The organism is Brevundimonas sp. SH203, assembly GCF_002157625.1.
In the GTDB taxonomy this organism is placed as follows: Bacteria; Pseudomonadota; Alphaproteobacteria; order Caulobacterales; family Caulobacteraceae; genus Brevundimonas.
Genome location: NZ_BDMM01000001.1, coordinates 434,686 through 446,716 on the forward strand (window position 1 = coordinate 434,686; position 12,031 = coordinate 446,716).

At 67.0% G+C, this 12,031-nt stretch carries 14 protein-coding genes and 3 tRNA genes; 3 read left to right on the forward strand and 14 right to left on the reverse strand.

Going from position 1 to position 12,031, the window contains the following annotated elements:
* The first annotated feature begins 3 nt into the window (after window positions 1-3).
* Both ligA and SH203_RS02125 read left to right on the forward strand, forming a co-directional pair.
* Window positions 4-2,334, forward strand: coding sequence for an NAD-dependent DNA ligase LigA (gene ligA, locus SH203_RS02120; RefSeq protein WP_087119210.1), 2,331 nt, complete (start codon window positions 4-6; stop codon window positions 2,332-2,334).
* Window positions 2,335-2,500: 166 nt separating this feature from the next.
* Window positions 2,501-2,923, forward strand: a complete 423-nt coding sequence (locus SH203_RS02125) for a DUF2147 domain-containing protein (protein ID WP_087119211.1) — start codon at window positions 2,501-2,503, stop codon at window positions 2,921-2,923.
* A 73-nt stretch (window positions 2,924-2,996) separates the two neighbouring features.
* Here SH203_RS02125 and SH203_RS02130 read toward each other — a convergent pair whose 3' ends face one another.
* The 14 genes from SH203_RS02130 to SH203_RS02195 all read right to left on the reverse strand — a co-directional run bounded on the left by SH203_RS02130 (window position 2,997) and on the right by SH203_RS02195 (window position 11,789).
* Window positions 2,997-3,983 carry an aldo/keto reductase gene (locus tag SH203_RS02130; RefSeq protein WP_087119212.1) on the reverse strand — a complete coding sequence of 329 codons (987 nt, stop codon included), beginning with the start codon at window positions 3,981-3,983 and terminating at the stop codon, window positions 2,997-2,999.
* A gap of 109 nt (window positions 3,984-4,092) precedes the next feature.
* Window positions 4,093-4,169, reverse strand: a tRNA-His gene (locus tag SH203_RS02135).
* A gap of 150 nt (window positions 4,170-4,319) precedes the next feature.
* On the reverse strand, window positions 4,320-5,039 hold the full coding sequence (locus SH203_RS15900) for an energy transducer TonB (RefSeq protein ID WP_087119213.1): 720 nt from the start codon (window positions 5,037-5,039) through the stop codon (window positions 4,320-4,322).
* Between the two features lie 14 nt (window positions 5,040-5,053).
* Window positions 5,054-5,488 carry a biopolymer transporter ExbD gene (locus SH203_RS02145; RefSeq protein WP_087119214.1) on the reverse strand — a complete coding sequence of 145 codons (435 nt, stop codon included), beginning with the start codon at window positions 5,486-5,488 and terminating at the stop codon, window positions 5,054-5,056.
* Window positions 5,489-5,493: 5 nt separating this feature from the next.
* Complete coding sequence (gene exbB, locus SH203_RS02150) at window positions 5,494-6,375, reverse strand: tonB-system energizer ExbB (protein ID WP_087119215.1); 882 nt, start codon at window positions 6,373-6,375, stop codon at window positions 5,494-5,496.
* A 540-nt stretch (window positions 6,376-6,915) separates the two neighbouring features.
* A tRNA-Phe gene (locus SH203_RS02155) sits at window positions 6,916-6,991 on the reverse strand.
* A gap of 27 nt (window positions 6,992-7,018) precedes the next feature.
* Entirely contained in the window at window positions 7,019-7,219 is a 201-nt protein-coding gene (locus tag SH203_RS02160; RefSeq protein ID WP_087119216.1) for a DNA gyrase inhibitor YacG, read from the reverse strand.
* Between the two features lie 3 nt (window positions 7,220-7,222).
* On the reverse strand, window positions 7,223-8,257 hold the full coding sequence (locus tag SH203_RS02165; RefSeq protein WP_087119217.1) for a ribonuclease E/G: 1,035 nt from the start codon (window positions 8,255-8,257) through the stop codon (window positions 7,223-7,225).
* A complete protein-coding gene (locus tag SH203_RS02170; RefSeq protein ID WP_087119218.1) occupies window positions 8,254-8,835 on the reverse strand; it encodes a nucleoside triphosphate pyrophosphatase in 582 nt (193 codons plus the stop codon). Before SH203_RS02170 ends, SH203_RS02165 begins: the two co-directional genes overlap by 4 nt.
* A gap of 18 nt (window positions 8,836-8,853) precedes the next feature.
* Complete coding sequence (infA, locus tag SH203_RS02175) at window positions 8,854-9,072, reverse strand: translation initiation factor IF-1 (RefSeq protein ID WP_008261544.1); 219 nt, start codon at window positions 9,070-9,072, stop codon at window positions 8,854-8,856.
* 103 nt (window positions 9,073-9,175) lie between these two features.
* Window positions 9,176-9,643 (reverse strand): UPF0262 family protein, encoded by a 468-nt coding sequence (locus SH203_RS02180; protein WP_087119219.1) that lies wholly within the window; start codon window positions 9,641-9,643, stop codon window positions 9,176-9,178.
* Window positions 9,640-10,125 carry a DUF2948 family protein gene (locus SH203_RS02185; RefSeq protein WP_087119220.1) on the reverse strand — a complete coding sequence of 162 codons (486 nt, stop codon included), beginning with the start codon at window positions 10,123-10,125 and terminating at the stop codon, window positions 9,640-9,642. The genes SH203_RS02180 and SH203_RS02185 overlap by 4 nt, the downstream gene beginning before the upstream one ends.
* Window positions 10,125-11,417 carry a UDP-N-acetylglucosamine 1-carboxyvinyltransferase gene (murA, locus tag SH203_RS02190; protein WP_087119221.1) on the reverse strand — a complete coding sequence of 431 codons (1,293 nt, stop codon included), beginning with the start codon at window positions 11,415-11,417 and terminating at the stop codon, window positions 10,125-10,127. The genes SH203_RS02185 and murA overlap by 1 nt, the downstream gene beginning before the upstream one ends.
* 102 nt (window positions 11,418-11,519) lie before the next feature.
* The gene (locus SH203_RS02195; RefSeq protein ID WP_234989346.1) at window positions 11,520-11,789 is read right to left on the reverse strand and encodes a hypothetical protein; all 270 of its coding nucleotides are present in this window, start codon (window positions 11,787-11,789) and stop codon (window positions 11,520-11,522) included.
* Window positions 11,790-11,870: 81 nt separating this feature from the next.
* On the opposite strand from SH203_RS02195, the gene SH203_RS02200 reads away from it, so the two are divergent.
* A tRNA-Thr gene (locus tag SH203_RS02200) sits at window positions 11,871-11,945 on the forward strand.
* Window positions 11,946-12,031: the final 86 nt, after the last annotated feature.

Consider the following 12,031-nt stretch of genomic DNA (forward strand, 5'->3'; position numbering starts at 1 on the left):
CGCATGGCCCCGACGAATCCTTCGCCCCCCGCGCTCCAAGACCTGACGCCCGAAACGGCGGCTGACGAACTGGCGTGGCTGGCCGCCGAGATGGCGCGTCACGACGCCCTCTACGCCGAGGCCGCGCCCGAGATTTCCGATGCGGATTACGACGCCCTGCGCGCCCGGAACGCCGCCGTCGAGGCCGCCTTTCCCGATCTGGTCCGCGCGGATTCGCCGTCGAACAAGGTCGGCGCCGCCGCCTCCAGCCAGTTCGCCGAGGTGCGCCACGGCGTGCCCATGCTGTCGCTGGACAACGCCTTCGACGAGGGCGAGGTGCGCGATTTCGTGGCGCGGATCGCCCGCTTCCTGAAACTGCCCGCCGACGAACCCATCGCCTTCGTGGCGGAACCCAAGATCGACGGCCTGTCCGCCAATCTGCTCTATGTCGACGGCAGGCTCAGCGTCGGCGCCACCCGCGGCGACGGGCGCACCGGAGAGGACGTCACCGCCAATCTGAAGACCATAGAGGCGGTGCGCCAGACTTTGGCAGGCGACGACTGGCCCGACCGGATCGAGGTGCGCGGCGAGGTCTATGCCCCCAACGCCGCCTTCGACGCCTTCAACGCGGCGGCCGAAGCCGAGGGGCGTCGCACCTACGCCAATCCCCGCAACTTCGCCGCCGGCTCCCTGCGCCAGAAGGATGCCCGGATCACCGCCAAACGCCCGCTGACCTTCTTCGCCTACGCCTGGGGCGAACACTCCAGCGATTTTGCCGAGACCCAGTGGGAGGCCCTGGAAAAGCTCAAGGCCTGGGGCTTTCCCGTCAACGCCCGCTCGCGCCGGGTCGAGGGCGCCGAGGGCCTGATCGCCGTCTATCGCGAGTTGGAGCGCGACCGTGCGACACTGGGCTATGACATCGACGGGGTGGTGTACAAGGTCGATCGCCTGGACTGGCAGCGCCGCCTGGGCTTCGTCGCCCGCAGCCCCCGCTGGGCCATCGCCCACAAATTCCCGGCCCAGCAGGCGACCACGGTTCTGGAGGGCATCGACATCCAGGTCGGCCGCACCGGCTCGCTCACCCCCGTCGCCCGGCTGCACCCGGTGACGGTCGGCGGCGTGGTCGTCCGCAACGCCACCCTGCACAACGAGGACGAAATCCAGCGTCTGGACGTCCGCATCGGCGACACCGTGCGCCTGCAACGCGCCGGCGACGTGATCCCTCAGATATTGGGCGTGCAACTGGACCAGCGGTCGGCGGACGCCGTCCCCTACGTCTTCCCCGATCACTGCCCCGTCTGCGGCTCCGAGGCCGTGCGCGAGGGCGACGAGGTCAAGCGTCGCTGCACCGGCGGCCTGATCTGCGACGCCCAAATCGTCGAGCGGCTGAAGCATTTCGTCGGCCGCCGCGCCTTCGACATCGAAGGACTGGGCGAGAAGCAGTTGGTCGCCTTCCACCAACGGGGCTGGATCAAGGAGCCCGCCGACATCTTCCGCCTGGCGCGCGATGCGGATCGGCTGGCCGAACTGGAGCGGGACGACGGCTATGGCGAGACCAGCATCCGCAATCTGGTCGCGGGCATCGACGCGCGGCGGGTCATTGCGCTGGATCGGTTCCTGTTCGGCCTGGGCGTGCGCGACATCGGCGAACAGACCTCCATCGTCCTGGCCCGCGCCTTCGAAACCTGGTCCGCGTTGAAGGCCGCCTGTCTTCAGGCCGCATCGGGCCTTCCCTCGCCCGCCTGGCGCGCTCTGGGCGGCGCCCACGCCATATCGCCGCGCGTCCTGACCCTGATGGCCGAGGCGTCGCCGCCCGTCGCCGATCCCTGGCCCGAGGCCACCCTGGACATGAAGATCGCCCAGGCCTTCCCCGGCATGGCCGCCCCCGCGCGGCGCTCGCTGGCGACCCTGACCGACGACTGGTCCGGCCTGATCGAACTGGCCCGCGTGGCGCGTCAGGAAGGGCCGTCCGAAATATTGAACCAGATCGCCGGCGTTACCGGCGTCGGCCCCGTCGCCGCCGAGGCCCTGGCCCACTTCTTCCACGAGCCGCACAATCTGCAGGTCGTCGCCGCCCTGGAGGCCGAACTGACCCAGATCGTCGACGCCGAACGGCCCCGGTCCGACACGGCCGTCGCCGGCAAGACCGTGGTCTTCACCGGCGCCCTGGAACGCTTCACGCGCGACGAGGCCAAGGCCCGCGCCGAAAGCCTGGGGGCCAAGGTTTCGGGTTCGGTGTCCAAGAAGACCGACTATCTCGTCGCCGGCCCCGGCGCGGGGTCCAAGCTGAAGGACGCCGAAAAGCATGGCGTTCAGGTGCTGACCGAGGACGAATGGCTGGCCTTGATCGACTGATCTCTCCTGACCAGCCTTGACGCCCCGCTGATAACTTGACCTAAGGTCCGGTTTTCATTGGCGATCCTCGCTGTTTCAGCCTTGTTTTCAACCGAAAGCAGGATCACCCTGCCTCTCAACGGATCGGCATGGACCGACCGAAGACAAGGCGATTGAAGGAAACACCATGAAGATCAAGATCATGCTGGCCGCCGCTGCGCTGACCGGCGCGCTCGCCACCCCGGCCCTGGCCGGCGACCCCACCGGCCTGTGGCAGACCCCGACAAACGGCGGCCAGGTGCGGATCGCGCGCTGTGGCCAGGCCCTGTGCGGAACGCTGGTGACGTCAGACCACATCCGCGCCGACGCCAATGTGCGCGACCAGCGCAATCGCGACTCCGCCCAGCGAAACCGCACCCTGCGCAACCTGCCCATGCTGACCGGCTTCACCGGCGGGCCGACGGAATGGCGCAACGGCTCAGTCTATAATCCGGCCGACGGCGGCACCTATCGCGGCACGATCACCATGACCAACGACAATACGCTGCGTCTGCGCGGCTGCATCGTCGCCCCGCTGTGCAAGACCCAGACCTGGACCCGCATCCAGTAGGACGCACCTCCCGACAGACGAAAGGCCCGGCCGGAGCGATCCGGCCGGGCCTTTTTATTTCAGCCGCCGTGCCTCAGTGGTTCAGAGCCGCCCGGGCCGCCTCGGCGTAGCGATGTCCGCTGGCCGCCCCCTTGGGGAAGACGGCGTCGATCCGGGCCAGATCGTCCGGCGACAGGACCAGATCGACGGCCGCCGCATTCTGCTCCAGCGTCGTGACCCGGCGTGTGCCGGGGATTGGGACCAGGCCGTCGCCCTGCGCCAGCACCCAGGCCAGGGCTAGCTGAGCGGCCGTGACGCCCTTATCGGCGGCGATCGCCTTCACCGCCTCGACCAGATCCAGATTTTTCTGGAAGTTCTCGCCCATGAAGCGGGGATTGGTGCGACGGAAGTCGTCGGCGTCCAGATCGTCGATGGACTTGATGTCGCCGGACAGGAAACCGCGCCCCAATGGGCTGTAGGGCACGAAGGCGATGCCCAGTTCGCGCGTCACGGCGAACAGCTCGTCCTCAGGCTCGCGGCTCCACAGCGAATACTCCGTCTGAAGGGCCGTGATGGGGTGGGTCGCATGGGCCTTGCGCAGCGTATCGGGCGCCGCCTCGGACAGGCCCAGGAAGCGCACCTTGCCCTCCTTCACCAGTTCGGCCATCGCGCCGACCGTCTCCTCGATCGGCGTGTTCGGGTCCACCCGATGCAGATAGTAGAGATCGACGTGATCGACGCCCAGGCGCTGAAGGCTGCCTTCGATGGCGCGCCGGACGTTGGCGGGGCTGCCGTCGGTCATCAGTCGGCTGCGGTCGGCGTTGTAGTTGATGCCGAACTTGGTGGCGATGAACGCCCGATCCCGACGATCCTTGAGCGCCTTGCCGACCAGAACCTCGTTTGTGTGCGGCCCGTACATCTCGGCCGTGTCGAACAGGGTGATCCCCAGGTCGAGCGCGCGGTGAATGACCGACACCGACTGGGCCTCGTCCGCGCCGCCGTAAAAGGCGCTCATGCCCATGCAGCCCAGACCAATGGCCGAAACCTCGGGTCCGTTCGGACCCAGCTTGCGCATCTTCATTTGCGCTCTCCTGTCGATGTAGGGGATCGGCCCAAAAACCAAAACGGGGGCCGACGATCAGGAGATGGTCGCTGCGCCGGCCGGCTTCAAGCCCGGCCGTGCTTTGCGATGGTACCGCCTCTCAGGCTTGAACTGAGGACCTCCGGTTCCACAAACCGGCGCTCTAACCAACTGAGCTAAGGCGGCCCGCTCATCGCGAGGCGCGTTCTCTACCGGGCCTCACCGATCCAATCAAGCGACTTCGTGAGATTTCATCAGGAGATTTCCCAATGGTTTTGACAACGAAAAACGCCCCGGAGATGGCTCTCCGGGGCGTTCTGTCTTGATGGCCTCACCTCAACCGAGGTTGAACGGCACCCGAACACGGAAGGTCGCGTCCTGGGCCGCGCCATCGACGGTCCGCGGGGACAGCTGTCCACGCTGAACCACGCGAATGGCGGCGCGGCCGAAGCCCATGCCTGCCGGCTCTTCCGAGATCACCCGGCAGTTCGCCGGAGCCCCGTTAGAGCGCGCGGTGCATTCCACCGTGGCCGATCCGCTGATCTCACGTTCCAGCGCGCGAGCCGGGAAGTCGTCAGCAGTCGGACGCGGTTGACGCGACCACTGGACGTTCGTGATCGTCGATGGACGTGGCGGAGCCGGCGGAGCGGGCGGCGGCGGCGGTCCGGGAATGTTCACGGGCGGGCCCGTGTATTCCACCCGGTCTTCCTTCTTCGTCGGCGTGATGTTCACCGGCGGAGGAGGCGTGACGTTCGGAACCGGCGCCGGCACGCGCACCTGAAGCTTCGGCGGCGGCGGCTGATCCGTCGGCGGGGGCGGCGGGGGCGGAGGCGGCGGAGGCGGCGGAACCGGCTCGACCAACTCGACCTCGACGGACTCGTCGACGTAGTTGAATTCCTTCAGCTTGAACTTGGACTGCTGCAGGAAGAAGATCAGCAGGGCGAACAGGATGCTGACGACCAGCAGGCAGACGATCAGCACGGGGTAGGAAACCCCCATGAAGCCCTTCGACCTGGGTATGTCGTAACGACTGCGATGATATTCGACGTCTGTCATACTATCTCCGCGCTCTAGCTCGTCGCCTGGTCTTCGCCGACCAGTGCAACGCTGTAGAAGCCGTTATCCTGCAACGCATTCATGACCTGCATGAAGTCGCCGTAACGGGTGTTCTGGTCGCCCCGAATGAAGATCCGCTCATCGGCCGGGTTCCGGGAGCCGATCTGTTTCAGCAGATCTTCTCCCAGGGAGCCGACGTCGGTCTTGAAGTCGCCCACATAGACGTCGCCGTCATTCTGGATCGAAATATAGACCGGCTTGGGCGGGTTCGGGGCCGCCTTGGCGACGGCGATTGGCAATTCGACGGGCACCGACACGGAAGCTAGCGGAGCCGCCACCATGAAGATGATGAGCAAGACCAGCATGATATCAACGAAAGGCGTAACGTTGATGTCGCTGTTGGCCTCGACCACATTGCCAGCGCCGCCCGATTTAATCTTGGCGGCCATCCGTCTTACGCCCCCTTGTCGAGCTGACGCGAGATGCCGTTCAGCAGCTCAGCGGCGAAGCCGTCGGCGCGCGTGCCGTAACCGGCGATGCGGGTGTTGAAGTAGTTGTAGAACACGACGGCCGGGATAGCGGCGAACAGACCGATGCCGGTGGCCAGCAGGGCTTCAGCGATACCCGGAGCAACGACGGCCAGGTTGGTCGTGTTGGATTCCGCGATGCCGATGAAGGAGTTCATGATGCCGTAAACGGTGCCGAACAGACCGACGAACGGGCCGATCGATCCGACCGAAGCCAGGAACTGCTGGCCGCCCGACAGGCGCTTGGCCAGACCGGATTGAACAGCGGCGACGGCGGCTTGGGCGCGGCCCAGGGCCGAGTCCAGGTGATCGCCCGTGACCGACAGGCCCGACTGACGCGACAGTTCGATTTCCTCGGTGGCGGCGGCGGCCATGTCGGCCAGCGGGTTGCCGTCGAACTCTTCCTGGGTGGCGACGGCGCGCATGTCGGCGATGGTGCGGGCGCCGCGGAAGGTTTCGAGGAAGTTGTCCGTCTTGCGGTTCAGCGAACCGAACTCGAACAGTTTGATCAGCAGCAGGGTCCACGACAGGATCGAGGCCAGCAGCAGGCCGGCCATAACGACCTTAACGACGACCGTGGCTTCCATGAACATGGAGATGGGGGTGATGCCGGCGCCGTGGTGACCGCCGCCGACGGCTTCGTTGACCGAAGCGGGGTCAGCCGGGGTCGCCGGGGCTGCGGCGGGGGCCGCAGTCGAGGCAGCCGGGGTCGGCTCGGCCGGGGCCTGGGCCAGAACCGGCGAGCTCGCCATCAGCGCGGCGGCGCCGGCCATGGCGAGAAGGATGTTCGTCTTTTTGCTGTTCAGCATAGTTCGCCAGTTCCTGCTTGGTCTGACTCGTGGAACCAAAGGTGCGGCCATAGTCAGCGACCGCTCCCCAACCTGAAATGTTTCCTTCAGCACACCCCGTCCCCATCGAGGATCGAAGTCCGCTGAAATCTTTGTTGGAGGCCGATGCGGTCGCCCGCCTCGGCTCCGATGTCGCGAACCGCCGAAGAGCAACTCTCCGGCCATTCGCGTTAACGCCTTCATGAGAAGGCGTCTCAACCCCTTTGAAGAACCCTTACCGGAGCGTCAAGGGAGAAGGACGGCTTTTAACCCCTCAAGACAAGGGGAGAAAAGTTTCGCCTGCGCCGCGCATTGAAGCGTTGCGGCGCGACGTTTTGATGAAGGCGATGCGTCAGTTGGAGCAAGCTTGTTCCAAACTGCGATCCATCGGCGGTTTCTTGCGGGATTCGCAGCAATCGCGACGGATCGTCCCTTTTGCCGAGCGAACCGCGTTCCCCGCGCGCGCCGTTTCTGCGCCTGGTGGGCGAGGATCACGCATGACGATTAGGAGAAATAAAAGAGTGGTGCCTGGAGGCGGGTTCGAACCACCGACACGCGGATTTTCAATCCGCTGCTCTACCAGCTGAGCTATCCAGGCGCCGACGCGGCGTCGCGAGAGGCGGGTCTATAGGGGAGGCTTTTGCGCCTGTCCAGCGCCCAATCCATCGTTTTCGCCATCATCTTCGGCGCCCTCGTCCAGGGCGGCCGGAATGGCGTAGGCGCCGGTGAACCAGCGCTGCAGATCCACGTCGGAACAGCGGCGCGAGCAGAAGGGCTTGTACTTCTGATCGGCCTCGGCCTTGCGGCAGATGGGACAGGTCGACATGGATCAGGTCTCTTCGATATGGCCGCGTCCGGCGGCGACGACGGCGTCAGGCCGAACCCCGGCGCGAGGCCCCAGACGGTCGGCCAGCGGCGCGACGACGGCGGCCTCCTCAGGGGCGCAGCGCACGACGATGCGGGGCGCCTGTGTATCGGACAACATATGCCGCCTCAGCCTGCGGACCAACGCCAGGGCGCGCGTCTGAACCGACGGGCCGCCGTCGGCGTCCAGCAGCACCTCCTCCAGCGGCGTCCGGCGCCAGGGCAGAGACAGTTCCAGCAGGCCGAACCGGCTGACGCCACCGAACACCGCCTGGGGTTCATGGGCGAAGGCGGCGCGCGCGGCCTTGGCTTGCGCCGCCGCGTCCTGGCCGTCTCCGACCAGATCGACGACCACGAGGCCGCCCCAGCGACGCAGGCCGATCAGACGCGCCGCCTGGTTCAACCCTTCGCGATTCGCCGCCGCCCTGCCCTGTTTCGGACCGCGGCCGGGCGTGGGCGCATGGTCGATGTCGATGGCGATCAGCGCCCGAGTCCGTTCAAGCGCCAGATCGAGACCGTGTGCGGGAAAGCGATGCGTCCGCGCCAGCGCCTCCTCCTCGGCCTCCGTCACGGCGTCGATGGCGGCGACGCCCGTGACTGATTCCTCGTCAGGCGCGAGCGCGCGCAACTGTTCAGCGACCGTCGGCGCGGGCTGAAGCAGTCTGGGCGTCCCCTCCCCCGGCCCCAGGCGGCGAACCACGGCGCCCTTGCTGGCGCGCGGCTCGGCCGAGACGACGACCTCCAGCCTCTGTCCCTGCGTCAGTCGATCATTACGATTGAAAGGCAGAAAAGCCGGCGGCCCGTCGCCCAGGTCGACAAAGGCGCCGCGCAGGCCGGGATTGACCTCGACCACGCGCCCGACCGACCGCGCGCCGAGCCGCGTCTGGGCCACGTCGCTGTCGCGCTGGATCAAAAGATGGGTGAACCGGCCGTCTCGCAGGATCGCGCCGCGCGTCTCGCCCGGCGTCTCGTCGAGGAAGACCTCGACCGCGCCGCTCATGCCCGCCAGCCGACGCCGTGCAGCAGTTGGACGGCCTCATAGACCGGCAGCCCCATCACCGAGGGGTGGCTGCCGACGATTCGCTGCACGAAGGCGCCGGCCGGCCCCTGGATACCGTATCCCCCGGCCTTGCCGCGCCAGTCGCCGCTGGCGACATAGGCGGCGATCTCATGGTCGGACAGGGGTTTGAAGGTCACGCGGGTCTCGTTGACCCGCGACGACAGTTTTCCGTCCCGAACGACGGCGACGCCGGTGAAGACGCGGTGATTGCGACCGGACAGAAGTTTCAGGAACCGGGTCGCCTCCGCCTCGTCCGCCGCCTTCTCAAGGAAGCGTCGGCCGACCGACACCACCGTATCGGCGGCGATGATCACCGCCTGCGGGTGGCGAGCCGCGACGACCTGCGCCTTCGACGTGGCCAGACGCTCGGCCAGACGCGGCGGCGTTTCGCCTTTCAGCGGCGTCTCGTCGATGTCGGCGGGGTCGATATGGTCCGGCGCGATGCCGACCTGCGCCAACAGCTCGATGCGGCGCGGGCTGGACGACGCCAGCACGAGTTCAGGACGGACCCCGGACACGGAAAACCCCAGCCCGCCTTACTTGAAGCGGTAGGTGATGCGACCCTTGGTCAGGTCATAGGGGGTCATTTCGACCAGCACCTTGTCGCCGGCCAGAACGCGGATGCGGTTCTTGCGCATCTTGCCGGCGGTGTGGGCGATGATTTCATGGTCGTTCTCAAGCGTCACGCGGAAGGTGGCGTTCGGCAGCAGTTCGCTGACGGTGCCGGGAAACTCAAGCAGTTCTTCCTTAGCCATGCGGCCTCTCACGCCCGTTGAATATGCGTTCGACCCCACGCCGGGCGGGCGCGAGGGGCGGAATGGAGGGGCCTAATGCCCGAAAACACAGAGATAGTCGAGGTCAGCCGCGACGGTAGAGGGCGCACAGCAGCGTAAACAGCCGTCGCGCCGTCTCGTGATCGACCACGATCTTGCCTTCCAGCCGCGACTTCAGCGCCTCGGCGCCTTCGTTGTGCAGGCCGCGCCGGCCCATGTCGACCGATTCGATCTGGCTGGGCGACGACCCGCGAAGCGCCTCGTAATAGCTGTCGCAGATCAGCAGATAGTCCTTCAGCACGCCCTTCAGCGGCGTCAGGCTGATGGCGTAGGTGCGGGTGAAATCCTCGCCGTCGATGTCGAACACCAGACGATTGTCCTGCAGCGACAGTTTCAGCCTGTACGGCCCGCCAGTCGCGCCCTGCGGTTCGAAACTGTTCTTCTCCACCAGGTCGAAGATGGCGACGCGGCGCTCATGTTCGATCTCGGCCGTCGCGGCCGGCAGGGTCGCCGCGTCCAGTTCGACGGAGGCCAGCCTGTGCGGACCGCTCATGCCGCATTCCCTTCTTCCAGTTCGGGCTCGTCCAGATGGGTCGGCGCGATCCGCGCGGGCCAGCGTTCGGAGATGTCCGTGACCACGGCGTCCAGACATTCCACGTCGATCCGCAGATCCCCGCCGCCGGCGAACATCAGGATGACGCGGCCGCTGGGCGCCTCGGTCGGCATGAAGTCCAGCGCCAGCAACTCCAACGAGGCGTCCGGGCTGCGCGACAGGCGGCGGCTCTTGACCGCCAGCACGTCGCCGAACTGCATGGCGCACATCACCCGCGTCCCGCCGCATTCCCAGCAGAAGCGGCTGAAGGCGATGGTCAGGGTGCGCGCCTGCTTTTCCCACACGATGTCGACGGGCCGCAGGATGGCGTCCTGCAGCGCGGCGGAAATGATCTGCAGATCGTCGGCGTCCTCCGCCAGCAGGCGCAGCGGCTCGACCGGCGTGCTGGGAAAGGGCGGGACCGCGTCGACCTCAGCGCTCATCACCCCATCCCATCGTCTTGGCCCTTGATGCGCCGGATGTCGGCGCCGCACGCGCCGAGCTTTTCCTCCAGACGCTCGAAACCGCGATCCAGATGATAGACGCGGCCCACCGTCGTCTCGCCCTCGGCGACCAGACCGGCGATGATCAGGCACATCGAGGCGCGCAGGTCGGTGGCCATAACCTGGGCGCCATGCAGAACCTCGACGCCCGTGACATGGGCCTCGCCGGCGTGGACCGAAATCTCGGCGCCCAGACGCGCCAGTTCCGGCACGTGCATGAAGCGGTTTTCGAAGATCGTCTCGCGAATCGTACTGACGCCCTCGGCCGTGGTCATCAGGGCCATGAACTGCGCCTGCAGGTCGGTGGCGAAGCCGGGATAGATGGCCGTCTCGACATCGACGGCCTTCAGCCGCTGTTTCGGATCGCGCCTGATCCGCACGCCGTCGGCGGTGGAGGACACCTCGACGCCCGCCTCGACCATCTTGTCGGTCAGGGAGCCGATCAGCTCGGCGCGCGCCTTGGTCAGACGCACATCACCCCCCGCCATGGCGGCCGCGACGGCGTAGGAGCCCATTTCGATCCGGTCGGGAATCACCGACCAGGTCGCGCCGTTCAGCGACGAGACGCCGGTGATGGTCAGGACGTCGGTGTCGACGCCCTCGATTTTGGCGCCCATCGCCGTCAGGCAGTGGGCCAGATCGCCGATCTCGGGCTCGCGCGCAGCACGACGCAGAACCGTCACGCCCTGCGCCAGCACCGCCGCCAGAAGGGCGTGTTCGGTCGCGCCCACGGACACGAACGGGAATTCGATCTCGGCGCCGCGCAGCCCCCTGGGCGCGCGGGCGGTGACATAGCCCTCTTCCAGCTCGATCTCGGCGCCCAGCGCCGTAAGCGCCTGCAGGTGCAGATCGACCGGACGCGCGCCGATGGTGCAACCGCCGGGCAGCGACACCTTGGCCTCGCCGGTGCGCGCCAGCAGCGGCCCCAGCACATTGAACGAGGCCCGCATCTGACGAACCAGATCATAGGGGGCGAAGGTCGAGGTCAGATCCTTGGCGTGGAACAGGCTCTCCTGCCCGTCCGCCCCGTCGCGCTCGGTCACTTCCACCCCGAACTGGCGCAGCAACTGCCCCAGGAAGCGGGTGTCCGCCAGACGCGGCATATTGGTCAGCAGCAAGGGCTGATCCGTCAGGATCGAGGCGGCCATCAGCTTGATGGCGGAGTTCTTGGCGCCGCTGACGGGAATGTCCCCGAAAAGCTGGGCGCCGCCGTGAATGGCGATGCTGTCCATGTGGTCCTTAAGCGCGCCCGAAGGAAACGCTTCGGGGAAAGGGGTCTGTAGCAAGCCGGCGCGCGCTTGCCAAAGGGCTGGGCGGCGTCGCGCCGATGACTTTCAGTTGCTGTCCCTGGGCGCCGCCGGCGTCCGCGCCGGCGCCTTGCGGCGTCGCAGATTGGCGCGAAGGGCGGCCGCCAGGCGAATGGCCTTTTCGGCCTTGGCGCGCGCCGCCTCGGACTGGACCGGCTCGGGCGCCCCGGCGGGCGACGGCGCCGCCCCGGCCTTGGCCGGCGATTCGACGCGCGGCGGCGCGGCGGCGGCGGGCGGCGTAACAGCGTCGTGCGGAGAGCGAGTCATGAGCCGCAGAATGCCGCGATCAGGGGCCATGTCCAAACTTTCTTTCAGATCGTCAAAAAGCCGCTTCCCTCCCCGGAAGGGTTTGGCTATACGGCCGCTTCCTCAGTCGGGGCCGCCGTAGCTCAGTGGTAGAGCGCATCCTTGGTAAGGCTGAGGTCGTGGGTTCGATTCCCCCCGGCGGCACCATCTGAGACCTTGTGTGGCGGGCTTTTTACGGCCCGCCCGCATCTCACTCCCCACCTTTTCGAGCCGGAACGAACGGCGAAGTCCCC

Excerpts from the sequence above, each read along its gene's own strand:
- SH203_RS02130 (WP_087119212.1), bottom strand. The coding sequence starts at position 3,983 with ATGAAGATGCGCAAGCTGGGTCCGAACGGACCCGAGGTTTCGGCCATT.
- ligA (WP_087119210.1), top strand. The coding sequence starts at position 4 with ATGGCCCCGACGAATCCTTCGCCCCCCGCGCTCCAAGACCTGACGCCC.
- murA (WP_087119221.1), bottom strand. The coding sequence starts at position 11,417 with ATGGACAGCATCGCCATTCACGGCGGCGCCCAGCTTTTCGGGGACATT.
- SH203_RS15900 (WP_087119213.1), bottom strand. The coding sequence starts at position 5,039 with ATGACAGACGTCGAATATCATCGCAGTCGTTACGACATACCCAGGTCG.
- SH203_RS02165 (WP_087119217.1), bottom strand. The coding sequence starts at position 8,257 with ATGAGCGGCGCGGTCGAGGTCTTCCTCGACGAGACGCCGGGCGAGACG.
- SH203_RS02185 (WP_087119220.1), bottom strand. The coding sequence starts at position 10,125 with ATGAGCGCTGAGGTCGACGCGGTCCCGCCCTTTCCCAGCACGCCGGTC.
- SH203_RS02145 (WP_087119214.1), bottom strand. The coding sequence starts at position 5,488 with ATGGCCGCCAAGATTAAATCGGGCGGCGCTGGCAATGTGGTCGAGGCC.
- SH203_RS02160 (WP_087119216.1), bottom strand. The coding sequence starts at position 7,219 with ATGTCGACCTGTCCCATCTGCCGCAAGGCCGAGGCCGATCAGAAGTAC.
- SH203_RS02195 (WP_234989346.1), bottom strand. The coding sequence starts at position 11,789 with ATGGCCCCTGATCGCGGCATTCTGCGGCTCATGACTCGCTCTCCGCAC.
- exbB (WP_087119215.1), bottom strand. The coding sequence starts at position 6,375 with ATGCTGAACAGCAAAAAGACGAACATCCTTCTCGCCATGGCCGGCGCC.
- SH203_RS02180 (WP_087119219.1), bottom strand. The coding sequence starts at position 9,643 with ATGAGCGGTCCGCACAGGCTGGCCTCCGTCGAACTGGACGCGGCGACC.
- SH203_RS02125 (WP_087119211.1), top strand. The coding sequence starts at position 2,501 with ATGAAGATCAAGATCATGCTGGCCGCCGCTGCGCTGACCGGCGCGCTC.
- infA (WP_008261544.1), bottom strand. The coding sequence starts at position 9,072 with ATGGCTAAGGAAGAACTGCTTGAGTTTCCCGGCACCGTCAGCGAACTG.